Origin of the sequence: Pseudomonas sp. Z3-8, from assembly GCF_051131975.1 — a bacterium.
GTDB lineage: Bacteria > Pseudomonadota > Gammaproteobacteria > Pseudomonadales > Pseudomonadaceae > Aquipseudomonas.
Map to the genome: position 1 here is coordinate 5,296,306 of NZ_CP071643.1, position 23,538 is coordinate 5,319,843.

21 protein-coding genes are annotated in these 23,538 nt (G+C 62.5%); 8 read left to right on the top strand and 13 right to left on the bottom strand.

Annotated elements, in window-relative coordinates:
• Positions 1–121: 121 nt before the first annotated feature.
• Positions 122–2,515 (top strand): heavy metal translocating P-type ATPase, encoded by a 2,394-nt coding sequence (locus J3P94_RS24175; protein ID WP_434569919.1) that lies wholly within the window; start codon positions 122–124, stop codon positions 2,513–2,515.
• Positions 2,512–2,904 (top strand): Cu(I)-responsive transcriptional regulator, encoded by a 393-nt coding sequence (gene cueR, locus J3P94_RS24180; protein ID WP_434569920.1) that lies wholly within the window; start codon positions 2,512–2,514, stop codon positions 2,902–2,904. The genes J3P94_RS24175 and cueR overlap by 4 nt, the downstream gene beginning before the upstream one ends.
• Positions 2,905–3,064: 160 nt before the next feature.
• On the opposite strand, the gene J3P94_RS24185 is transcribed toward cueR, so the two are convergent.
• Both J3P94_RS24185 and J3P94_RS24190 read right to left on the bottom strand, forming a co-directional pair.
• Complete coding sequence (locus tag J3P94_RS24185; RefSeq protein ID WP_072410317.1) at positions 3,065–3,958, bottom strand: PA4780 family RIO1-like protein kinase; 894 nt, start codon at positions 3,956–3,958, stop codon at positions 3,065–3,067.
• A 205-nt stretch (positions 3,959–4,163) separates the two neighbouring features.
• Positions 4,164–4,955, bottom strand: a complete 792-nt coding sequence (locus J3P94_RS24190) for an AraC family transcriptional regulator (protein WP_434569921.1) — start codon at positions 4,953–4,955, stop codon at positions 4,164–4,166.
• Between the two features lie 79 nt (positions 4,956–5,034).
• Between J3P94_RS24190 and J3P94_RS24195 the strand changes: the two genes are divergently transcribed.
• A complete protein-coding gene (locus tag J3P94_RS24195; RefSeq protein ID WP_434569922.1) occupies positions 5,035–6,063 on the top strand; it encodes a bile acid:sodium symporter family protein in 1,029 nt (342 codons plus the stop codon).
• On the opposite strand, the gene J3P94_RS24200 is transcribed toward J3P94_RS24195, so the two are convergent.
• On the bottom strand, positions 6,050–7,327 hold the full coding sequence (locus J3P94_RS24200; RefSeq protein ID WP_434569923.1) for an acetyl-CoA C-acetyltransferase: 1,278 nt from the start codon (positions 7,325–7,327) through the stop codon (positions 6,050–6,052). The genes J3P94_RS24195 and J3P94_RS24200 overlap by 14 nt on opposite strands.
• 181 nt (positions 7,328–7,508) lie before the next feature.
• On the opposite strand from J3P94_RS24200, the gene J3P94_RS24205 reads away from it, so the two are divergent.
• Positions 7,509–8,861, top strand: a complete 1,353-nt coding sequence (locus J3P94_RS24205; protein WP_434569924.1) for a 3-oxoacyl-ACP reductase — start codon at positions 7,509–7,511, stop codon at positions 8,859–8,861.
• Between the two features lie 2 nt (positions 8,862–8,863).
• Positions 8,864–9,718, top strand: a complete 855-nt coding sequence (locus tag J3P94_RS24210; RefSeq protein ID WP_434569925.1) for a MaoC family dehydratase — start codon at positions 8,864–8,866, stop codon at positions 9,716–9,718.
• A gap of 120 nt (positions 9,719–9,838) precedes the next feature.
• On the opposite strand, the gene J3P94_RS24215 is transcribed toward J3P94_RS24210, so the two are convergent.
• Genes J3P94_RS24215 through J3P94_RS24230 form a run of 4 tightly spaced genes read right to left on the bottom strand, consistent with a single transcriptional unit; the run spans position 9,839 to position 12,101 of the window.
• Positions 9,839–10,396, bottom strand: a complete 558-nt coding sequence (locus tag J3P94_RS24215) for a DUF4136 domain-containing protein (RefSeq protein WP_434569926.1) — start codon at positions 10,394–10,396, stop codon at positions 9,839–9,841.
• Between the two features lie 20 nt (positions 10,397–10,416).
• Positions 10,417–11,025, bottom strand: coding sequence for a DUF4136 domain-containing protein (locus J3P94_RS24220; RefSeq protein ID WP_305497058.1), 609 nt, complete (start codon positions 11,023–11,025; stop codon positions 10,417–10,419).
• A gap of 24 nt (positions 11,026–11,049) precedes the next feature.
• The gene (locus tag J3P94_RS24225) at positions 11,050–11,799 is read right to left on the bottom strand and encodes a methyltransferase (RefSeq protein WP_434569927.1); all 750 of its coding nucleotides are present in this window, start codon (positions 11,797–11,799) and stop codon (positions 11,050–11,052) included.
• The gene (locus tag J3P94_RS24230; protein WP_434569928.1) at positions 11,796–12,101 is read right to left on the bottom strand and encodes a MazG-like family protein; all 306 of its coding nucleotides are present in this window, start codon (positions 12,099–12,101) and stop codon (positions 11,796–11,798) included. Before J3P94_RS24230 ends, J3P94_RS24225 begins: the two co-directional genes overlap by 4 nt.
• A 164-nt stretch (positions 12,102–12,265) precedes the next feature.
• Between J3P94_RS24230 and J3P94_RS24235 the strand changes: the two genes are divergently transcribed.
• Both J3P94_RS24235 and J3P94_RS24240 read left to right on the top strand, forming a co-directional pair.
• On the top strand, positions 12,266–12,559 hold the full coding sequence (locus tag J3P94_RS24235; protein WP_305497064.1) for a hypothetical protein: 294 nt from the start codon (positions 12,266–12,268) through the stop codon (positions 12,557–12,559).
• A gap of 222 nt (positions 12,560–12,781) precedes the next feature.
• Positions 12,782–14,131, top strand: coding sequence for an MATE family efflux transporter (locus J3P94_RS24240; RefSeq protein WP_434569929.1), 1,350 nt, complete (start codon positions 12,782–12,784; stop codon positions 14,129–14,131).
• A 5-nt stretch (positions 14,132–14,136) separates the two neighbouring features.
• Here the strand turns inward: J3P94_RS24240 and J3P94_RS24245 are convergent, their stop codons facing one another.
• The 6 genes from J3P94_RS24245 to J3P94_RS24270 all read right to left on the bottom strand — a co-directional run bounded on the left by J3P94_RS24245 (position 14,137) and on the right by J3P94_RS24270 (position 20,793).
• Positions 14,137–14,934, bottom strand: coding sequence for a DUF4123 domain-containing protein (locus J3P94_RS24245; protein WP_434569930.1), 798 nt, complete (start codon positions 14,932–14,934; stop codon positions 14,137–14,139).
• Positions 14,931–16,253: a type VI secretion system Vgr family protein gene (locus tag J3P94_RS24250; protein WP_434569931.1), complete on the bottom strand. Its 1,323-nt coding sequence runs from the start codon at positions 16,251–16,253 to the stop codon at positions 14,931–14,933. The genes J3P94_RS24245 and J3P94_RS24250 overlap by 4 nt, the downstream gene beginning before the upstream one ends.
• A gap of 246 nt (positions 16,254–16,499) precedes the next feature.
• On the bottom strand, positions 16,500–18,413 hold the full coding sequence (speA, locus tag J3P94_RS24255; RefSeq protein WP_039593533.1) for an arginine decarboxylase: 1,914 nt from the start codon (positions 18,411–18,413) through the stop codon (positions 16,500–16,502).
• A 208-nt stretch (positions 18,414–18,621) separates the two neighbouring features.
• Entirely contained in the window at positions 18,622–18,993 is a 372-nt protein-coding gene (locus J3P94_RS24260) for a translation initiation factor Sui1 (RefSeq protein WP_434569932.1), read from the bottom strand.
• A 171-nt stretch (positions 18,994–19,164) separates the two neighbouring features.
• Entirely contained in the window at positions 19,165–19,722 is a 558-nt protein-coding gene (locus tag J3P94_RS24265; RefSeq protein WP_434569933.1) for an NUDIX hydrolase, read from the bottom strand.
• Between the two features lie 3 nt (positions 19,723–19,725).
• Positions 19,726–20,793: a DUF2333 family protein gene (locus J3P94_RS24270; RefSeq protein WP_434569934.1), complete on the bottom strand. Its 1,068-nt coding sequence runs from the start codon at positions 20,791–20,793 to the stop codon at positions 19,726–19,728.
• Between the two features lie 429 nt (positions 20,794–21,222).
• Between J3P94_RS24270 and J3P94_RS24275 the strand changes: the two genes are divergently transcribed.
• Positions 21,223–22,893, top strand: coding sequence for a diguanylate cyclase (locus tag J3P94_RS24275; RefSeq protein WP_434569935.1), 1,671 nt, complete (start codon positions 21,223–21,225; stop codon positions 22,891–22,893).
• The last annotated feature ends 645 nt before the right edge of the window (positions 22,894–23,538 follow it).

The window sequence follows — 23,538 nt, forward strand, 5'->3', positions numbered from 1 at the left end:
CCGACCTCTTCGCGAGCAGGCTCGCTCCCACAACGGTCCACCCAAGCTTTTGAACTGGTGCTTGACCTTGCCCGCGTGGCAAGGTTGATCCTGTAGTCACTCACTACAGGGAGCCTGTCCGATGTCCGAGTCCACCACTTTCGATCTGCCGATTTCCGGCATGACCTGCGCAAGCTGTGCCGGGCGAGTCGAGCGAGCCTTGAGCAAGGTCGCCGGCGCTAGCGCCGTCAGCGTCAACCTGGCAACGGAACAGGCGCGGATCCAGGCCCCGCAGGGAAGCCTGCCGGCGTTGATGCAGGCAGTCGAGCAGGCAGGTTACAGCGTTCCCGTCCAGACCCTGGAGTTGGGTATCGAGGGCATGACCTGCGCCTCTTGCGTTGGCCGGGTCGAACGGGCGCTGGGGAAAGTTGCCGGGGTGAACCGGGCCAGTGTCAATCTCGCCAATGAACGAGCACACCTCGAATTGCTCGGGCAGGTTGATCCGCAAAGCCTGATCGACGCGGTTAAACGCGCCGGTTACGACGCCAGTGTCTGGCAAGTCGAACAGCCTCGAAAAACCCGAACCGATCAGCTGAGCCGCGAGCGCGTAGCCCTGGTGCTGGCGATTCTGCTGTCGATCCCGCTGGTATTGCCGATGCTGTTGCAGCCGTTCGGCGTGCATTGGATGCTGCCGGCCTGGGCGCAATTCGCGCTGGCGACGCCGGTGCAATTCATCTTCGGTGCGCGGTTTTACGTCGCGGCGTTCAAAGCCGTCCGCGCCGGCGCCGGAAACATGGACCTGCTCGTTGCCCTGGGCACCAGCGCCGGCTATGGCTTGAGCCTCTATGAGTGGGCGATGGCCCGACCGGGGAGCATGCCGCACCTGTATTTCGAGGCATCGGCCGTGGTGATTGCCTTGGTGCTGCTGGGCAAGTACCTGGAAAGCCGCGCCAAACGACAGACCGCCAGCGCCATCCGCGCCCTTGAAGCCTTGCGACCGGAGCGGGCCATCCAACTGATCGACGGTCAGGAACGGGACGTCGCTATCAGTGCCCTGCGCTTGAATGATCTGGTGCTGGTCAAGCCCGGCGAGCGCTTCCCGGTGGACGGTGAAGTGCTCGAGGGCCAGAGTCATGCCGACGAGGCGTTGATCAGCGGCGAAAGCCTGCCCGTGCCGAAGCAGCCCGGTGATCAGGTCACTGGCGGCGCGATCAATGGCGAAGGGCGCCTCCTGGTGCGCACCCGGGCCCTGGGGGCCGAGACCGTGCTGGCACGCATCATTCGCCTGGTGGAAGACGCCCAGGCCGCCAAGGCGCCGATTCAGAAGCTGGTGGACAAAGTCAGCCAGGTTTTCGTGCCGGTCGTATTGATCCTGGCACTCGCAACGTTGCTTGGCTGGTGGCTCTACGGTGCGCCGCTGGAGACGGCGCTGATCAACGCCGTCGCCGTGCTGGTGATCGCCTGCCCCTGTGCCCTGGGCCTGGCGACGCCGACGGCAATCATGGCCGGCACTGGCGTGGCCGCCCGCCACGGCATTCTGATCAAGGATGCCGAGGCGCTGGAGCGTGCCCATGAAGTCGGCACGGTGGTGTTCGACAAGACCGGCACACTGACGTCCGGCACGCCACGCATCGCCCATCTGGCTGCGCTTGACGGTGATGAAGACGCACTGCTGAACATGGCCGGCGCCTTGCAGCGCGGCAGCGAACACCCGCTGGCCAAAGCGGTGCTCGACGCCTGCGCCGAACGCGGCCTGAGCGTAGCGGATGCCAGCGATAGCCAGTCCCTGACCGGACGCGGTATCGCCGGTAGCCTCGACGGGCGCCGCCTGGCCTTGGGAAATCGTCGTCTGCTGGAAGAGCTGGGCCTGAACCCCGGTTCGCTGGCCGAGTCGGCGCAAGCCTGGGAAACCGAAGGCCGAACCCTGTCCTGGCTCGTCGAGCAAGGCGCAACGCCTCGGGTCCTGGGCCTGTTCGCCTTCGGCGATACCCTCAAGCCCGGCGCTCTGGCGGCGGTCGAGGCCTTGAAGCAACGTCAGATCGCCAGCCACCTGCTCACGGGCGACAACCGGGGCAGCGCTCGGGTCGTTGCCCAGGCATTGGGAATCGCCAACGTCCACGCCGAAGTGTTGCCGGGCGACAAGTCCGCCATCGTTCAACAACTGAAAGCCGCCTCGGTGGTGGCGATGGTCGGCGATGGCATCAACGACGCTCCGGCCCTGGCCGCCGCGGACATCGGCATTGCCATGGGCGGCGGCACCGACGTGGCGATGCAGGCCGCCGGCATCACCCTGATGCGCGGCGATCCGCGCCTGGTACCGGCGGCGCTGGACATCAGCCGCAAGACCTACGCAAAAATCCGTCAGAATCTGTTCTGGGCGTTCGTCTATAACCTGATCGGCATTCCGCTGGCGGCGTTCGGTTTGCTCAACCCGGTGTTGGCCGGCGCAGCCATGGCGCTGTCGAGCGTCAGCGTGGTGAGCAATGCATTGTTGTTGAAGTTCTGGACACCCGCGCATCTGGAGGACAAGCGATGAACATTGGCCAGGCAGCCCGCCAGAGCGGCCTCAGCGCAAAGATGATCAGGTACTACGAATCCATCGGCCTGCTCAGGGCAGCCCATCGCACGGAGAGTGGTTATCGGATCTATGGTGCCGATGACTTGCACACATTGGCATTCATCAAGCGCTCCCGGGATCTGGGGTTTTCCCTGGAAGAGGTCGGCAAATTGCTGACCTTATGGCAGGACCGTCAACGTGCCAGCGCCGACGTAAAGGCCCTGGCCCGGCAGCATATCGACGAACTGAACCAGAAAATCCGCGAACTGGCCGAACTGCGCGACACGCTCCAGGATCTGGTGGAGCACTGCCAGGGCGATCATCGCCCGGACTGCCCGATCCTCAGGAAATTGGCGTCGGGGTGCTAAAAAGCGGCTGTCTCCCTGTGGGAGCGAGCCTGCTCGCGAAGACGGCGGCCAATGCATTGATGCAAGCTGATCCACCGCTTTCGCGAGCAGGCTCGCTCCCACAAAAGCGTTTCTGAAGCACGCTAAAAACCCGGCCATGGCCGGGTTTCAGGTCAACCGATCACTGCATCCACGGCGGAGGCGGCTCTTCGGTCTTGCCGGGTGGCGCATCGTCGGCGGCGCGTACGGCCTGGCGGCGCTCTTCATCCAGGCGCGCGGCCTCGATTTCGCGCATGATCCCGCCGACATCCGCCAGTTCTTCCGGCTCGTCGAACTCACCGGTCAGCACGCTCGCCGGGTGCAGGGTGCCTGCTTCATACAGGGCCCACATTTCCTTGGCGTATTTGGTGCGTTTCAGCTCCGGGGCAAACCGACCGAAGTAGGACGCCATGTTGCCGACGTCCCGCTCCAGCATGCTGAAGGCGTGGTTGTTCCCGGCAGCGTCCACCGCTTGCGGCAGATCAATGATGACCGGCCCCGTCGGCGTCAGCAGCACGTTGAACTCCGACAGGTCGCCGTGCACCAGACCGGTACACAGCATCAACACGATCTGGGAAATCAGAAAAGCGTGATACTCGCGGGCCTGATCCGGCTCCAGCACCACGTCGTTGAGACGCGGCGCCGCATCGCCGTATTCGTCGGCCACCAATTCCATCAGCAGCACGCCCTCGAGGAAGTCATACGGCTTCGGAACCCGCACGCCGGCGCTGGCCAGCCGGAACAGCGCGGCCACTTCAGCGTTCTGCCAGGCGTCTTCGGTTTCCTTGCGGCCAAACTTCGAGCCTTTAGCCATGGCCCGGGCCTGACGGCTGTTGCGCACCTTGCGGCCTTCCTGGTATTCGGCCGCCTGGCGAAAACTTCGCTTGTTCGCCTCCTTGTAGACTTTGGCGCAACGTAGCTCATTGCCGCAGCGCACCACATAAACAGCTGCTTCTTTACCACTCATGAGTGGGCGCAGCACCTCGTCGACCAGACCGTCCTCGATCAGGGGTTCAATGCGTTTTGGAGTCTTCATCAGCTTTTATTCTGGGTCCTTTATTACCAAACACGCGAATGACAGGTCGTTATACGGCAATCCTCCCTCCACGGGGAGGGGGTCCGACCTATGAACCCTGAATGCACACACTGTGCCGGGTCGGACAACCGAGCCAAATCATAGTCGAGACCGGGCGTGGGGTTGCTCAGTGAATGGCAAGCGGTTGCGACAAGAGCCAAACGAGTCAGCGCTTGAACAGTTCCCCCGGCGTAAAACCGAACAGTCCCTTGAATGCCGCAATGAAAGCGGACGTCGAATCATACCCACAGGACAAGGCGGCGCTGGTCACGCTATCGCCCTGTTCCAGCGATTCCAGGGAAGACAACAGGCGCATGCGCTGGCGCCACGCACGGAAGCTCAAGCCGGTTTCACGCTGGAACAGGCGCATCAAGGTTTTTTCCGACGTGCCCAGGCGCTCGGCCCAGGCTTGCAGGGTCACGCTGCCTTCGGGTTGCTCGATCAATTCGTTGCACAGTTCCAGCAAACGAGCATGACGGGGCAATGGCAGGGAAAAGCCCACTTCCGGCAGCGCCGCCAATTGGTCCAGCAGCACTTGGACCAAGCGTGTTTCCTGGGTCTCGCCCTGTGGGTAAGCGGCGGGAAACTGGCAGAACACTTTGATCAGCTCCCGCGCCAGCGGTGTAACTTCGAGCACCCGGCAACGATCTTCGGCCCACGGGCACGCCTGGCGATGGACGTAAAGACTGCGCATTTCCGCGCGCATGGACGTCACGACCTGATGCTCCAGGTCGGCCGGGATCCAGATGCCCCATTGCGGTGGCGCGAAGAAGCTGCCTTCGGCCGTATGGACGCCGAGCACGCCACTGATCGCGTAGGAGAATTGCACCCAATCGTGGCGATGAGCCTGGGTCCACGAACCGGCATTCAGACTTTCGACCCGGGCATAAAGCGGCCGAGGCAGCTCCGTCAGGTCCGGAATACGTCGTTCGAGCTGTTGGTGTCCGTTAGTCGGCATTGATTGGCCTTATGTCGCAAGACGACTGGGTAGACCGACGTTAGGCTAAGACAACTCTTCTTACAATCTGCGGTGCCCTATGCACATCCTCAGACACCTCAAGCGCATGGCGACCGACTGGTTCCTGTGCGGCATGTTGCTCGCCACGCTGCTGGCGTATTTCTTCCCACGCTTCGGCGCTACCGGCGGCGCCATGCATGCCGAATGGGTGGTCAACATTGGCATCTTCGTGGTGTTTTTCCTCCACGGCGTCAATCTGTCCGGCGAGCAGATCCGCCATGGCCTGAAAAACATCCGGCTGCACCTGATGGTGCAAGGCTTCACCTTCGGGGTATTTCCATTGATCTGGCTACTCGGCAACTGGACCCTGGGCAGCCATGTGCCGTCCTTGTTGATGCTGGGGTTCTTTTACCTGTGCGCGTTGCCTTCGACCATTTCGTCCTCGGTGGCCCTGACCGGCAGCGCCGGCGGCAACGTACCCGCGGCGATTCTCAACGCCAGCTTGTCCAGCGTGCTGGGGGTTCTCCTGACGCCGCTGCTGGTCAGTCTGGTGGTCGGCAACGGTGCCGGTGGCATCGACCTGGGCTCGACGCTGCTCGACCTGTGCATGATGTTGCTGTTGCCGCTGGTGCTCGGGCAGTTTTTGCGGCGCTGGCTGGCCAGTTTTTTCGCGCGCTACAAGCGCTATGCCAGCATCATCGACAAACTGGTCATTCTGCTGCTGGTTTACGCCGCATTCTGCAATTCGATGATTTCCGGGATCTGGCAACAACAAGGTCATGGCGTACTGCTCAGCGCCGTGCTGGGCAGTGCGGTGTTGCTGGCTGTCATTCTGTGGATGACTACCCGCACCGCTCGCGCCCTGCGTTTCAACAACGCCGATGAAGTCGCCGCGGTATTTTGCGCGAGCAAGAAATCCCTCGCCGCCGGAGTGCCGATGGCGGCGCTGATTTTCGGCAACAACCCCGGCCTCGGGCTGATCCTGCTGCCGATCATGATCTATCACCCGCTGCAACTGATCGTCTGCTCGGTCCTCGCCGAACGCTATGCAAGCCGGCAACGGGCGCAGGCATCGCAAAAGAGCGAGGCCATCGTCAGCGCTCGATAATGGCCGTCACCCCTTGGCCGGCGGCTGCGCAGATGGAAATCAGCCCCCGGCCCTTCCCTGCCGCGTCCAGCAGCTTGGCCAGGTTGGCGACAATACGCCCGCCAGTTGCAGCAAATGGATGTCCGGCGGCCAGTGAGCTGCCCTTCACGTTCAGCCGGCTGCGGTCGAGAGTACCCAGCGGCGCATCAAGGCCCAGGCGGGCCTTGCAGTAATCCGCGTCTTCCCAGGCTTTCAAGGTGCACAGCACCTGGGCGGCGAACGCCTCGTGAATCTCGTAATAGTCGAAGTCCTGCAAGGTCAGGCCGTTGCGCGCCAACAGCCTCGGCACGGCATAGACCGGCGCCATCAGCAGACCTTCGGCGCCGTTGACGAAATCCACCGCCGCCGTCTCGCCGTCGCGCAGGTAGGCCAGGATCGGCAGCCCACGGGCCTTGGCCCATTCCTCGCTCGCCAACAACACCAGCGAGGCGCCATCGGTCAGTGGGGTGGAGTTGCCCGCCGTCAGCGTGCCCTTGGCGGTTTTTTCGAAGGCTGGCTTGAGGGAAGCGAGTTTCTCCAGGGTCAGGTCCGGGCGCAGGTTGTTGTCGCGGGTCAGGCCGAGAAACGGCGTCATCAGGTCGTTGTGCCAGCCTTCGGCGTAAGCGGCGGCCATTTTTTGATGACTCTCCAAGGCCAACTGATCCTGCTCTTGTCGGGGGATCTGCCAGGTTTGGGCCATCAATTCGCAGTGCTCGCCCATGCTCAGGCCAGTGCGCGGCTCGTTGATGCGCGGCAGGTCAGGTACCAGGTGTTGGGGGCGCAATTGCAGGAACGTCTTGATTTTGTCGGCGGTGGTTTTCGCGCGATTGGCTTGCAGGAGGATCCTGCGCAGCCCTTCATTGACGCCGATCGGTGCGTCGGAGGTGGTGTCCACGCCGCCGGCAATTGCGCTGTCGATCTGCCCGAGGGCGATTTTGTTGGCCACCAGTAGCACCGTCTCAAGCCCCGTGCCGCAGGCCTGCTGCACATCATAGGCGGGTGTGCTGGGCGACAGCCGCGAGCCGAGCACGCACTCGCGGGTCAGGTTCATGTCCCGGGAAAACTTCAGCACCGCCCCCGCGGCCATCTCCCCGATATGCACGCCGTGCAGGTTGTAGCGCTCGATCAAGCCCTCAAGCGCAGCGGTCAGCATCGCCTGGTTGCTGGCGGTGGCATAGGGCCCGTTGGAGCGGGCGAAAGGAATGCGGTTACCGCCGATGATCGCGACGCGGCGTAGCTGTGCCATGTAGAACTCCCCGTTGTATGTCCAAATGTGCCGTCAGCGTTGACCTATCACCCATGGGAGCAGGCCTGTTCCCATGTGAAGGCGGTGCCCTGGAACACAGCTTAGGCTTTATCCCGCCGATCGAACGACTGATTGCCAAACATGGTCCACACTTGGAACCTCATCAGCCGGAGTGTGTTCCATGTCAGACCGTTACATAGACTTTGCCAATTCGCCCATTGGCCTGCGTCTGGTTGGCGCTCTCGGCTTGCCATCGCCGGTACGCCTGGAGCGTTGGCAAGCCGGGCGCCTGCGGCCAATCGAGGGGGCCTTGCTGTTGGGCGGCGGGCCGCTGACCGAACAGGTCGGCACATTCGCCAAGCGCCTGACCGACGCCATTTTCATCTACGGTGGCGAACCGACGCTCGCCACCGAATGGATCCCCGGGCACGGCCCGAAGATCAAGGCTGTGGTGTACGACGCCAGCCACCTGGCGCAGGTCGACCAGCTCAAGCAGTTGCGCGAGTTTTTCCAGCCGCTGATGAAAAATCTCGACCACAGCGCTCATGTCGTCATCCTCGGCCGCGCTCCGGAAAACCTCGACGACCCGTTCGCCGCCAGCGCCCAGCGGGCTTTGGAGGGTTTCAGCCGGTCCTTGGCCAAGGAGCTGCGCCATGGCGGGACGCTGCAGTTGCTGTACGTCGGCGAAGGCGCCGAAACCCAGCTGGAAGGTGCGCTGCGGTTTTTCCTGTCGCCCAAGAGTGCCTACGTTTCGGGGCAAGTGATTCGTCTCAAGGCCTGTGCAACCCAGGTCCAGGACTGGACCCGTCCGTTGACGGGGCTCAAGGCATTGGTTACCGGCGCTGCCCGTGGCATCGGCGCTTCCATTGCCGAAACACTGGCCCGCGATGGCGCCGATGTGATCCTGCTGGACGTACCGCCAGCCAAGGCCGACCTCGATGCCTTGGCCGCTCGCCTGAGCGGGCGCAGCCTGACGCTGGACATCTGCGCAGAAGACGCAGCCACGCAGTTGATTGAACACCTGCCCGACGGCGTCGACATCGTTGTACATAACGCTGGCATCACCCGGGACAAGACCCTCGCCAACATGACCCCGGAATTCTGGGACGCGGTGCTGGCAGTCAACCTCAATGCGCCGCAACTGCTGACCAAGGCCCTGCTCGACAGCGGCACCCTGCGCGATAACGGCCGGGTCATCCTGCTGGCATCCATCAGTGGCATCGCCGGCAATCGCGGCCAGACCAACTACGCCGCGAGCAAGGCCGGGCTGATCGGCCTGGCTCAAGCCTGGGCGCCAACCCTGCAGGCCCGAGGCATCAGCATCAACGCCGTGGCGCCAGGCTTCATCGAGACCCGCATGACCGCAGATATTCCTTTCGCCCTGCGCGAAGCCGGGCGACGCATGAGCTCGCTGGGCCAGGGCGGCCTGCCCCAGGATGTCGCCGAAGCCGTGGCCTGGCTCGCGCAACCGGGCACCGGTGCCGTGACCGGACAGGCGCTGCGCGTGTGTGGGCAAAGCCTGCTGGGGGCCTGATCATGACGATCCAATGGCATGAGATACACGCCGCGCCGTCGATGTCCGGGCTGTACGCCAAGGCCGCGACACGCCGCAAGATCACCGGCACTACCCTGCCGGACGTTGGGCTGCGCCAAGTGATCCAGGTTGATCAGCAGCGCCTGGCGGCCTATCGCAAGGTCTGCGGCTTTACCGAAAACGGTCTGCTGCCACCGACCTATCCCCATGTGCTGGCGTTCGCCCTGCAAATGCAGCTACTGACGGATCGGAATTTTCCGTTCCCGCTGCTGGGGTTGATCCACCTCAGCAACCGCATCCGCATACTGCGCCCCATGGGCGGGGTCAGCCAGGTGCGCGCCAGCGTCAATGTCGAGAATCTCCAGCCGCACGCCAAGGGCGCGGTGTTCGATCTCGTGACCCGCATTGAAGATCAGTTGGGACCGCTGTGGCAGGCCGAAAGCCAAATGCTGTGCAAAGGCGTCCAGCTTGATGGGGCGCTGGTGGAGGAGCCGGCGATTGCCGCCCTTGAGTTGACGGAAGTGGGACACTGGACAGCACCTGCGGACATTGGCCGGCAATACGCCAAGGTGTCCGGCGACTACAATCCGATCCACCTGAGCGCCGCCAGCGCTCGGCTGTTCGGCTTCCCCACCGCCATCGCCCACGGCCTGTGGAACAAGGCCCGGACGTTAGCGGCGCTGGACGACCATTTGCCCGAGGCCAACATCGAGATCGAAATGAACTTCAGGAAACCGGTGCGCCTGCCCAGCGAGGTGACGCTGCTGGCGAGCGCCGCGGGGTCCAGTGGAAAACTGCGGCTGGTGGGGGCTGGAGAACTGGAACACATGCTCGGCAGTTGGCAGCCGGTTGCCTGAAAGTGTCCCTATCAATCCTGTGGGAGCGAGCTTGCTCGCGATGACAATTGCATATTCAACGAGTATGCAAACTGACCCACCGCCATCGCGAGCAAGCTCGCTCCCACAGGAAATACTCAATCAACGTGGGGGATAATTCGACAGGATCCGTCCCACCGTCTCGCGCACCTTCGTGCTGCGCTCCGTAGGGTTGGGCGACTCGCTGAGCAGTTGCTCATCGCTACCGCGCCACACCAGCTTGCCGTCCTTGCCGTCGAGCAGGTCGATCTGCACCGTGGCGACTTTGTAGCTGACGTTGCGGGTTTCGTTATACATCGGCCCGCCCCAATAGCCATTCCAGGGGCCGCCCCAGCCACCGCCGTAGTTTGTCGTCACCTGTTGCTGACGGTCCTCGACGATCAGGTAGGCCTGGACCTGCACATCGCTGCGGGTACCGGACGGAGCCGGGCGCAAGCCGCGCTGATCAAGCTGATCGGCAATGGCCTGGCGGATCCGCTGTTCGGTCAGGTCGCTCTTGATGCGCGGGTCATCCGGCCGATACTGCAACGCCGGCTCTTTCCAACTCCAGCTGCGGTAGGCCGCGAAATCGCGGGTGGTGTCGAAGTCATGATTGACCTGATTGGACGTACAGGCGCCCAGCAACAAGGCCAGGGCAAATGGGGCGATACGGCGAAACATGGTTTTTCTCCGTTGCGTAATCAACTGGGAGGATAAGCCGAAAGAGCCTTCTCCACCGCCTCACGAATGGCATCGCTACGTTCGCTCTGACTGCCTCGCTGGCTGGTCTCGGCGCTGGCACTCCAAACCGGTTGGTTGTTGCGGGCATCGAACAGATCAACCCGAACCACCACGACCTGCTCCCGGTAAGTGCGTACCACGGGGACGCTGTTGTACATGCCATAACCCGGCCCGTATCGGTTGTAACCGCCGTAGTAGCCTGAATCATAATCGTCGCGAACCTGGCGTACGCGGGTCTCCAGGCGCAGGTCGGCACTGACGAAGAGGTCCGCCGGCCGATTGTCATGCAGCGGGCGCAGGCCGCGCTGGTCCAGGGCATTGCTCACCGCTTCGGCCACCTGCGCCGAGTCCGCCCAGGCCGTGCCCGGTGGCAGTCGGCCGTTGAGCCAGGCCCAGCTGCGATAGCGCCCGTAATCCCGGGGCGGTGCGGGATAGGCGCTGCGATCGAATACCGTGGCGGCCTCGGGTGGTGCTGGCGGCAGCGGCCTGGATGTCGCGACATAAGGGTTGCTGCCCTGGCAGGCCGCCAGCCCCAGGCACAACACCATTAACCCTGAACGACCTTTCATTTCGCTCTCCGATTGCTTCGCGGATCAGAGGGGACGGCAAACCCAGTGCAGGTAACGTCCCAAGCCGGCAAAGGCCGGATGGCGACGGTGGGCCAGTTCCATCTCCAGCAGTTGCGCAAGCTCTGCACGGCCCTGGAACTCCACCGGCATGTAGTCGTGAAAAACCCGCACCCCACTCTGGGTTTCGACCTGCCACAGGCCTTCAAGTTGCGCCGCCAATTCTCGTGGATCAAGCGGTTGCTGAGGGGTCAGGCTCTGTTTCTCGCCGGCCATGTCGTTTTTACGCAGTTTACGAAAGTGCCCCTTGAGCAGGTTGCGATAGACCAGCGCATCGCGGTTGTAGAACGCCAGGGACAACCAGCCGCCAGGCACCGTCAACTGATGCAGCACCGGCAGGATCGCATGGGGCTCGGCCAGCCATTCGAGCACCGCGTGGCACAGCACCAGATCGTAAGGTTCGGTGAGCTGGCCGAGCAGATCCTGCCACGGCGCCTGGATGAACGTTGCGGCCTGGCCCGCCTCGGCAAAGCGTTGGCGAGCGCCTTCGAGCATCGGCTCGGCCGGTTCGGCCAGGGTGACTTGATGCCCGCGCTCGGCCAGCCACAGCGACATGTGGCCCAGCCCCGCGCCAATATCCAGCACTCGCAAGGGGCGATCCGGCAACGCTTCGAGGAGATCGGCCTGAAGCACGGCCAGCCGAATAGCCCCCTTGGCTCCTCCGTAGATTTTTTCGGCAAAACGCGTGGCGAGTTGATCGAAATGGCGATCGCTCATTGGCCGAACCGCCGTTCGCTGTCGGCCAACTTGCTGCGCACCACGGCGTCCATGTCCAGGCCCAGCTCGCTGCACAGCAGCAACAGGTACAAGACGATGTCACCGATTTCCTGCCCGGCGTGGGCAAGTTTTTCCGCGGGCAACTGGCGTGACTGCTCCTCGGTCAACCACTGGAAAATCTCCACCAATTCAGCCATTTCGACGCTGGCGGCCATGGTCAGGTTTTTCGGGCTGTGAAATTGCCGCCAATCGTTACGATCACGGATGGCATGCAGGCGTTCGGTCAGTTCAACAAGGTTCATCGGGCTCTCCTGGATGCGCATAGCTTCGAGGGGATGACGAGGTAAGGCAAGAGGCTCGATACAAAGCGCCGGTTTGCCCCATAATCGAACGATCCCGGCCCGGACCGCTCCTACATTCAGGGCCAAAAGGCTCAACGTGGATTCCCTCTCATCAGGACGCACACATGCAGGTAGAAAGCTTTTTCGAATGGCTCGGTCAGGCGCTCGGTTCGGTGATCCGTTTTATCGTCGATCTGCTCAGTGGCCTGTTCAACACCCTGGCCAATGCCGGCGGCAATTTTGTCGAAGGCCTGTCCCGGACGCTGGGAATGGATACTTCAATCATCAGCATCATTGCGCTGATCCTCGGGCTGATGCTGTTGTATTCGGCGATCCGCGCCTTCATGCGGGCGTCGATCGTCATGGGCATCATCTGGCTGGTGCTGGGGTTGTGGCTGTTGAGCTGGATTATTCACTGAGACCCCAACTTGGACACCCTGTGGCGAGGGAGCTTGCTCCCGCTGGACTGCGCAGCAGTCCCAAACCGGGCTGACGCGGTTCTCCAGAAACACCGCGCCCCCAGTCTTGCGACGGCTTCGCCGCCGAGCGGGAGCAAGCTCCCTCGCCACAAAAGCCTGCCGCACAGATGAATGAAACGCTGCAATAACCCGCTACAATCGCGCTCCTTTCAAGGAGCCCGCATGCCCAAGCTGATTACCGACTGGCGCGACCGCCTTACTCATCGCCGGGTCTGGGCGCTGGCTGCGCCGATGATTCTCTCGAACATTTCCGTGCCGCTGGTGGCGCTGGTGGACAGCACCGTCATCGGCCACTTGCCCCATGCCCATCAGTTAGGCGCAGTGGCGGTCGGGGCGAGTCTGTATACGGTGCTGGCATGGGCCATGGGTTTCCTGCGCATGGGCACCACCGGGTTCGCCGCCCAGGCGGCCGGGCGTGCCGACGGCGCGGCGTTGCGCCAGGTGTTGTTGCAGGGCCTGCTGCTGGCGATGGGGCTGGCGGTGCTGCTCGGTGCCGTCGGCATTCCCTTGAGCGACGTGGCGCTGCACTTCATGCAACCGTCCGCCGAACTCAACCAGTTGACCCGCGATTTCTTCCACATTCGCCTTTTCGGCTTGCCGGCGGCGCTGGCCAGCTATGCGCTGGTCGGCTGGTTCCTCGGCGCCCAGAACGCCCGCGCGCCGCTGGCGATCCTGCTGGTGACCAACCTGGTGAACATCGCCTTGAACCTCTGGTTCGTGATCGGCCTGGACTGGGGCGTGACCGGTTCGGCCCGGGCGTCGGTCATCGCCGAATGGACGGGCGCGCTGGTAGGCCTGGCCCTGGCGCGCAACACCCTGCGCAACTGGCCTGGGCAAATAGCCTGGGCGGCGCTGGGCTTGTGGCAGAGCTGGCGACCGTTGCTGGCGGTGAACCGGGACATTTTCATCCGCAGCCTGGTGCTGCAATCAGTGTTTTTCCTGATCACGGTGCAAGGCGCGCGCCTGGGCGATGCGACCGTGGCGGCCAATGCCCTGCTGCTCAACGGCCTGCTGCTGACGGCCCACGCCCTGGACGGCCTGGCCCACGCCGTGGAAGCACTGTGCGGCCACGCTATTGGGGCTCGCGACCGCCTGGCCCTGCGCCGCGCGCTGGTCGTTGCCAGCGGCTGGTCACTGATTGCCAGCCTGGGGTTTGCCCTGCTGTTCCTGCTTGCTGGGCATTTGTTCATCGACATGCAGACCGACATCACCGAAGTGCGGAACACCGCTTACCATTACCTGCCTTATCTGGCGGCGTTACCGTTGATTGCGGTATCGAGCTATCTGCTCGATGGCCTGTTCATCGGCGCCACCCGCGCCCGGGAAATGCGCAACGGCATGCTCCTGACCCTGCTACTGACGTTGCCGTTCGCCTGGGTCCTGCAAGGATTGGGCAATCACGGCCTGTGGATCACTTTCCTGCTGTTCATGGCCTTGCGCAGCCTGACGCTCGGTATCTTCGCCTGGCGTTTGCAACAACACGACAGCTGGCTCGGTGGCAATGCCCGGTGAGGCCTTCAATCCTGGTTGCCTTGCCATAGCCGCCGCAACTGCTCCAGACGTTCGTGTTGCGAGCCGCCAGCCAGCTCCGGCGCTGGCTGAGCATCAGGGTATTGCAAGCGTAGCCACAACCAGCCGTCGAGGGCGCTCTGTTCGCTGAACCCCAGCGCCAACCCTTGCTGCATATATTCCCAGAGCGACCAGTAGTCATGCCCGATGGAGCAGGACCAACGCCAGACATGACGCTCCAATACACACGCCTGCAACTGGCTTTGTTGCCTGTCACTGAGGCCCGGCTCGTTCTCCAGCGCCGGCACCGACAAGCCAGGATTGGCGAGCTGTTGCCAGCCCTCCGAGCCCATGGTCCGATCAGCCCAGGTGCCTCCGAACCAGCGCAGAATGCTGATCGGCCCCAGCCAGCAACTGAGTTCCCGAGGGTCGCAACCATCAAAAAAGTAACTCGCGGTGTGCGGGTTGTAATAACTCAACAAAGCCTTGTGGTGCAGGCCCAGCGTGACCGTCAGCATGCGCCGCAAATGCGCCAGCAATACTTCGGCAGGCGCTGCGCTCACTATCAGCAGCCCCGGCCAGGATTGACTATCCAGCTGGCACAGACTGGCCAACGCTGGCGATCGGTGCAGATCAACCAATAGCGGGCCATCGTCTCTCAGTTCGTGGAGATCGGTGTCTTCGAACAGAAAAAAGCGTCGAGCCTCGACAAATTGCTCTTGCAGGCGCTGCGCGGCTGCGGGAACGTTCGGCACGTCGAGCAGCAGCCATTGCGGCGTGGCGCCAGGCATGGCGGCAGCGTTCATGGCGCTGCGCCCGCACCACGTTGCGTCACCAGGCGGCAGATGCACACCGCACGGGCGCAGGGGTTGAACGCCCCTCCGCCGGGCAACAGGCACAGCAGGAACAGCGGCTCGCCACCGCGCACTGCAGACAACAGGTGGTCATCGACTCCAGGCGTCCCGGGTGTTTCCGACAAGCTCGCACTGGCTGGCGCTGGCTGTGTGCCAATGAGGGGCAGTGGGCCGAGAAAGGCACAGATAAGCGGGCGATCCGGGTCACCCTCGATAAAGCTCACCAGGACCTCGGTGCCCTCACGAATCCGATCGCCTGCGCAGGCCGCCAGCTCAGGCGCCAACGGCAGCCAGCAATGGCTGGCGCTGGCCCCTTCCCCTTGATAGACCCAGTCGAACTGCACCGCCACTCGCCCAGGCATCTGGTCCGCAGGCTCATCCACGTTTACCACCCATCCGCGTTGCCGGCTCACCATGACCGGCTTCGCAGGCACCTTGTCTGCCACAAACGACAGCGCGAAGGGAATGGCCCGGAACCGGTTGGCATATCGACCTGAGTGGCCACGATGTTCGACCCTGGTCAATAACCAGCGCCGGTTCCAGTCCTTGAAAGGGTGAGCGGTCAGGGTCAGGGTCTGCCCGCTGTGCAAGTGCATCAGATCGCTCTGGCCCTCGGCGGCCTGTATGCCGATACCCTCGAAGCCAACCTGAGCGCTGAAGGCGTGCACGGCGTCAGCCTGGCCGTCACCGCCGTAGATAACCTCGTCAGCGGAAAAGACTCTGCCCGGCGCATCGGAGAAAACCAGGCAGTGCCCATCCCGGGCATGCTCGAAATGGAACCGGATACCAGCCTGGGCGCATATTCTCTGCAAAAATTGCAGGTCGGACTCCCGGTATTGGCTACAGACATCCCGCGTCGGAAAACCACCGCTCAAGTCCAGGCACAGCCCGCGCCCGCCGATGCCGTGCCCGCTCAAGACCTGGCGAATGATCTGCGGTACCGAGCGGCCACTGAACACCCGCTGGCTGAAGCGCTGCGCCAGGTATGCAAGCTTCGGCTCGATGCGCACATGGCAATTACCTCCATGACGGTGCTGCACAACTTCGTGGAGTTGTCCGTGAATGCCCCGGCCGCAGCTCCCGAAACTCAACCAGACGCTGCGGTACAGCAGGCCCGCCAGGTCCAGCGGCGTGTCACTGGTCACCAGTTCCACCTCGAACAGGAAAGGTTCGCTGATGTTTTCATTGCCGGTGAAGGCCACGACAACAAAGGACTCGGGCAGACCGGCTATCTCCAGACGAAATGATGACTCGCGGGCTGGACAGGACATCGGCGTTTCTCTACAGGAGGGGGCGACCGGGCATTCTGGCCGAGAGCCCGGGTCGAGTAGAGGGGCCAAGTACAAGTAAGGAACGGGACTACACGAAATAAGGACCTTTCCGATTAGCTGCCCCCGTGTGAGGAAATTTCCACAGCGCAAATCAAAACGCCCTCCGGAACTGTCCGAAAATACCCGCGGCATGCGGCGTATTTTCTGACAGCCCCGGAGGGCGTTGCGCTTGGCGCTATTGCCCTGTCAGGAAGACAGGTAGGAGGAACGAGTCAACCCGAGACGCAGGGCATCCAGGAACTGGGTGCGTTCGGCCGCCGTGATCCGGGCGCTGGCGCACTTGTCACGGTAGTGAGTCATCAGTTCCTCCGGCGACAGGTGCACGTAGCGCAACATGTCCTCGATGGTGTCGTGGGTTTCGATACCGGCGTGGTACACGCTGCCGTCGGCGTTCTGGTAGATGTTCACCGAATCGGTGTCACCAAACAGGTTGTGCATGTCACCGAGGATTTCCTGGTAGGCACCCACCAGGAAAATGCCCAGCAGATAGTCTTCGCCCGGATTGAGCGAATGGACCGGCAGGCTGGTCTCGATGCTCTGCTCATCGACGTATTGCTTGATCTTGCCGTCGGAATCGCAGGTCAGGTCTTGCAGCACGGCGCGGCGCAGTGGCTCTTCATCGAGACGATGCAACGGCAGGATCGGCAACACCTGGCCGATCGCCCAGGTGTCCGGCAAGCTCTGGAACACCGAGAAGTTGCAGATGTACTTGTCGGCCAGCTTGTCGTTGAGCTCATCGAGCACTTGACGGTGCGAGCGCTGACGGGCCTTCAGCGAGTTGTGCAGACGACGGCACACGGCGAAGTAGCACTGCTCGGCCAGGGCTTTTTCCGCCAGGGTCAGCTTGCCATCGGCGTACTGCGCAGCCACGTCGCTCATGTAGTGGGTGGCACGCCAGTAGGTCTCGGTGACCATCTCGATATCGGTCGGGCCCAGCAGGTCCACCAGCCATTGCACGGTTTCCGGCAGGCTTTCCTTGTTTTCGATCACCGGCACATCGTCATGGTGCTTCTCGACGTCGGTGACCTGGACCACCAGCATCGCGTGGTGGGCGGTCAACGAGCGGCCGCTCTCGGAAAAGATGTGCGGGTGCGGCAGGCTCTGCGCATCGCAGAACTCCTTGAGCATCCCCACCACGACCCCGGCGTAATCGTCCATGTCGTAGTTGATCGAGCTGGCGTTGCGCGAATGCGTACCGTCGTAGTCCACGCCCAGACCGCCGCCGACATCGATGTGATCCACTGGCAGGCCGAGGTTGCGCAGCTCACCGTAGTAACGGATCGCTTCCTTGAAACCATGCTGGTAGTCCGCCAGGTTGGCGATCTGCGAGCCCATGTGGAAGTGCAGCAGGCGGATGCCCTGGTCGAGGCCGGCGCCGCGGAAGCGCTCGACCACCGACAACAGCTGCGCTGCGGACAAGCCGAACTTGGATTTTTCGCCACCGGTATCGGCCCATTTGCTCGATGCCAGGGACGACAGGCGCACCCGCAGACCGACCTGCGGCTTGACCTTGAGCGACGCAGCCTCTTCGATCACCAGGCCGACCTCGGACTCTTTCTCGATTACGATGAAGACATTGTGGCCCAGCTTCTGGCCCATCAGCGCCAGGCGGATGAACTCGCGGTCCTTGTAGCCATTGCAGACGATGGTCCCGCCCTTTGGCGCCAGGGCCAGCACCGCCAGCAACTCGGGCTTGGAACCGGCTTCCAGGCCGATGGAGACATTCTGGGTGGCGATGATGTTTTCGATCACCGCCTCCTGCTGGTTTACCTTGATCGGGTAAAGCGCGGTGTACTGGCTCTGGTATTCCAGGCGTGCAATGTTGCTGTCGAACGCGCCGGTGAGCTGACGCACTCGATCTTGCAGGATATCGGGGAAGCGCACCAACAGCGGCAACGAAAGGCCACTCTGGCGCAACTGGTCGACTTGCTCGTACAAATCGATCGGCGAACTGTCGGGGCCGTTCGGACGGACTTCGACGCGACCGGCTTCATTGATCGCGAAATACCCGGCCCCCCAATGGCGGATCCCGTAAACGCTGCGGCTGTCCGCAACTGTCCATTGGCTGCCATCGTCTTTGCGTGTGCGTCGTACGGACATCGAAGTCCCCTATAAAGAAGTCAAAATGCACCATCCGGTCGGAGGCTGGCGCAGTCTAGAGAATGGAAATGACGATTTGCCTGTAAGCAGGTAGACCCTGCCCGCAGCGCTGAGTTTAGAACCCCGTTCAGAACAGGCTCTGTGAAAACCATGTGGGCGATCGCGAACCGGGGTTCGGATCAAGCCAGGGTGGGTTTCACAGAAGCTGCTAGCCGCCGGACTTCTTTGCCTTGAAACCGTGTCGGGTGAGTTCCGCCAGCAAGAGCTCGACGTGATCGCCCTGGATCTCGATGACGCCGTCCTTCAACGCGCCGCCGGTACCACAGCGCTTTTTCAGCGTCGTTGCGAGATCTTTGAGCGCGTCCTCGGCCAGCGGCACGCCGGTGATTGTGGTCACCGTCTTGCCACCTCGGCCTTTGCTTTCGCGGCGTACGCGAGCAATGCCGTCCCCGGCGGGTATGGCGGTCTGTTTGCAGATGCAGGCATCCACCGGCTGGCGGCAATCAGGGCAATGACGACCGGCGTCGGTAGAAAATACCAGGCCGCCCAGGGCGGCGAAGGATGCGGCTTTTTTGGCCACCGGCAATCCTCTTCGGAGGACAAAGACTGGTCGAGGGGCGAAAGTGCCTCGACCGCGAAGCCCCACTCAGGCAGGGGCAGCGCAGCTGGACCGAACGAAGTCGGCCAAGCTTGAAAAGTCGCGCAGTGTAACGACAAAAAGCCCACTTGCTAAGGGCCAATCAGCGCCAATTTACAGCTTCTTTGCGACACCGCGCTCACGGGCGCGCAAATAGCGCCCAAGCGCCGCCAGGGAGTCCGGGCAATACGGTTTGTGGCGGATTTCATCGAGCACCTGCTCGACGGGCAAAAAGCGCGCTTCCAGGACTTCTTCCGGTTGCAGGACCAACGGCCCGTCCCACACGGCGGAAAACGCCGCGCACCACAGGCGACTGCCAGCGTCCTCAAAATAGAAATGATCGTGGGCGACCAATTCGACGCCGCTCACGCCTAATTCTTCGGCCAGCTCGCGCGCCGCCGACTCGGCGTACGTCTCTTGGGCCTGCACCATTCCCCCTGCCGCGACATCCCAGTAGCCGGGGTAGATGGCCTTGCTCAAAGTCCTTCGATGAACGCACAGCTCGCCCGCCGAATTGAACAGCATGATATAGGTGCCGCGTCCGATCAGGCCTCGCTCGCGCAGATCCGAGCGCACCAGGCTGCCGAGCAGATTGTCATCTTCGTCGACCCAAGCGATCAGCTCGGCATCCGAGGCCACTCGGTGAGCGTCCTCCCGGGTGCTTTCGTCCATCCTTCAGCCCTGGTTGAGCAATTGTCGCAGGTCAATCACCGCCGCATTGGCGCGAGAAATATAGTTGGCCATGACCAGCGAGTGGTTCGCCAACACCCCGAAGCCGCTGCCGTTGAGAATCATCGGGCTCCAGATCGGCTCCTGTGAAGCCTCCAGTTCTCGAATGATCTGCCGCACGCTGACCGTCGCGTTCTTCTTCGCCAGCACGTCTGCGAAATCCACCTCGATGGCGCGCAACAAGTGAGACAGCGCCCAGGCTTGGCCACGAGCCTCGTAGAACACGTTGTCGATTTGCAGCCAAGGTGTCTCGACCACCTCTTCGTCAACCTGCGGCACCTGGCCTGGCGCCGGGACCTCGGTCTTCAGCGAGGTGTTGAGCTTGACCCGGCCGACGCTGGCGGACAGGCGCTGGGACAGCGACCCCAGGCGCGTACCGACATCCCCCAGCCAGTTGTTCAGGTTGTCGGCGCGGGCGTAGAACAACGCGCTTTTCTGACTTGGATCGGACAGGCGCGCCTGATAACGGCTCAAGGAATTGATGCCTTCCTGGTATTCCGATTCGCTGGACGGCAGCACCCAACTGCGGTTGTCGAAGTTGAAGCGCGGCTCGGCCTTGGCCAGGTCGGCGTCTTCGGCGGACTGCGACTGGGAACGGGCGAAGTCCTTGCGCAGGGCACGGCTCAGGTCGCGGACCTGCACCAGCACGCCGTATTCCCAACTGGGCATGTTGTCCATCCACAGGCCTGGCGGGAAGCGGTCGTTGGAAATGTAGCCGCCCTGCTTGGTCAGCAAGGTTCCGGCGACGGTCTTGAGGGTTTCCACGGTGGTGTAGCCGACCACCATCTGCCGGCCATCCTTCTCGGCCGCTGCCTGGGCGTTCTGCTGTACCGGAAACAACTCGGGCTCCTGGCTCCAATACCAGCCGACAGCAATAGTCACCAGCAGGTACAGGCCAATGAGCGTGGCCAGCGCCCGACTGAAAAACAGCCCACCCAGATAGCTGCGGGTGTCCGATTTCGGTTCGGCGGCGCGTTCAGGCGCGCTGCCCGCGCGGTTCTTCCAGTCCAGCATGGCGATGTCCCTTCAATCACTTGAGTTCACGGTTCGACCACAACCTTACATCAACGTGCCTTGGCCGGCATCCGTCGTTGGGCTTATCCGAGAATTACCGCCACGAGACAAAGACCCGCCTAGGGGAATCCCTGAACCTCATCGGCTGGAAAATCGAAGAAACGACGTCGGAGAAAAGCGCAGGCAACATCCCGAAGCCGCGTCGTTGTGCCGTACCGAAATAGCTTGGATCGGCTATTGGAAACTCCTGAAGACCTTTATTTACCGGGCCTTCACTACGTCCGCAAAGGCAATTCCAGACCGACAGGTCAGAAACTGAATGGCGCCTCCTGGCAGATTATTGATGTAGAACACTCATGTAAGGGAAAAGAGGTGCTAGCATAGAGCCACCAGTCGATCTCAGCATGCCCCCTAACTAGTAGTCAGGATATGACCGAGCCAGAAGACCCCAGCCGCGAGCGCCTCAAGCACCACTTTGCCCAGCGGGTAATTCATCAGGCTCGCCAGATCCTGGAGATATGGCAGCGCCTGCAACGCAGCGAATGGTCCAGCACCGACCTGTCGGAGCTCAGTGAAGCCAATCTGCGCCTGCTGCGCTTTGCCGAGCGCTTCGAGCAACCTGAGCATTGCCAGCTTGCCCAAGGTATCGGCCAGTCGTTGCAAGCGGTAGATGCCAATCGCGGGCGCCTGAGCAGCCAGCTGATCACCGAAATCAATCGTTTGATGCAACGCCTGTCCCGCACCGGCTTGCGCCATGGCGACCAGCTCGAGCAGACCTTCCTGCCACCGCTGCGCAAGCCCATCTACATATTGCTGCAAGACCATGACCGTGCCGAACGGCTGGCCAAGCAACTGGAATTCTTCGGCCTCAGCGCCCAGTCCCTGGACAGCGTCGCTGCATTCCGGGCCGCGATGGTCGAGCGCCTGCCTGCGGCCATTGTCATGGACGTGGATTTCAGCGGCCCGGGCGTGGGCCTGAAGCTGGCGGCCCAAGCCCAGGAAGGCCTGGATCAACCACTGCCGCTATTGTTTTTCAGTTTGCTGGAAACCGATACACCAACGCGGCTGGCCGCCGTGCGCGCCGGCGGGCAGGAGTTTCTCACCGGCACGCTGGAGGCCTCGAGCCTGCTGGAAAAAATCGAAGTGCTGACCTGCGTCGCCCAGTACGAACCCTACAAAGTGTTGATCATCGATGACTCCCGCGCCCAGGCCCTGCACACCGAACGCCTGCTCAACAGCGCCGGCATTGTCACGCGCACGCTGATCGAGCCGATCCAGGCCATGGCCGAGCTGGCGGACTTCCAGCCCGACCTGATCATCCTCGACATGTACATGCCCGCCTGCACCGGTACGGAACTGGCCAAGGTGATCCGCCACAACGACCGCTACGTCAGCGTGCCGATCATTTACCTGTCCGCCGAAGACGACCTGGACAAACAACTCGACGCCATGAGCGAGGGCGGCGATGACTTTCTGACCAAACCGATCAAGCCCAGGCACCTGATCACCACCGTGCGCAACCGCGCTGCCCGGGCCCGCAATCTCAAGGCGCGGATGGTGCGCGACAGCCTCACCGGCCTGTACAACCACACCCATATCCTGCAATTGCTCGAAGACTGCAGCTTCCGCGCCCGCCGTGAGGGCAAGCCCTTGAGCTTCGCCATGCTCGATATCGACCATTTCAAACGGGTCAACGACAGCCACGGCCACCCCATGGGCGACCGGGTGATCAAGAGCCTGGCGCTGTTTCTCAAGCAACGCTTGCGCAAGACCGATTTCATCGGCCGGTACGGCGGCGAAGAGTTCGCCATCGTCATGCCCGACACCGACATTGATGCCGCCTGTACAGTGCTGGACGAAATCCGCCAGCGCTTTGCCGAGATTCACTACCCGGCCCAACCTCAGGACTTGTGGTGCACCTTCAGCGCCGGGGTGGTGGAGATGAGCGAAGAGTCCGACAGCCTGATGATGGCCAGCCAGGCGGATGAGGCGCTGTACCGTGCCAAGCACGCCGGGCGCAATCGGGTGCAGAGCGCCAGGCAATCAAAGCAAAGTGCCACTTTTTCATCGGAATCGACTGATTCGGTCATAAACGTGTAACGCAAACGCAATAACTTCAGGCACTTACGATTCTGCCCCCGGTAGACCCTTGATGCGCCTGAAGCTGCTGACCAACCTAAACACTGTTCTTTTAGTTGCCGTATGCCTTGGCCTCGGCGCCACCCTGTGGTGGTCGCAGATTGCCTTGGAGCGTCCTTATCTGCTGATGGAACGCTACCTGGGCCTGTCGCGGCAGTTCCAGGGCGAAGTGGCGCGCAACATCGAAGATTACCTGGCCAGCGGCGACGCCTTGCGCCTCAGCGCAGCCACCCAGGCCCTGGAAACCCTGCAAAAAGATCTGGACCAGTTCCCGCCGGACCTGGCCAGGACGCTAAGCCCGAGCCTGTCGAACCTTGACGGTTTCAGCAAGACCGACCTGCTGGCCGCCGGCAAACTGGCGGCTGATCCACAGGCCCTGTTGTTGCAGGCTGAACGTGAGCTGAGCGCCAGCCTGGACCAACTTGCCCAGTACGCCAACGGCGCGCCGGCTTATCTGCCGCCGCTGTTTGCTGCCTCACAGCATTTGGGCCGGTTGTCCCTCGCCCGAGACAAACTGGTCAGCAGCGGCCGCAGTGAGCTGGCCGCCGATGTCGAACGGGAACTGGCCAACGTCCGCACCCAGGCCCAGCAACTGGACAGTCTGCC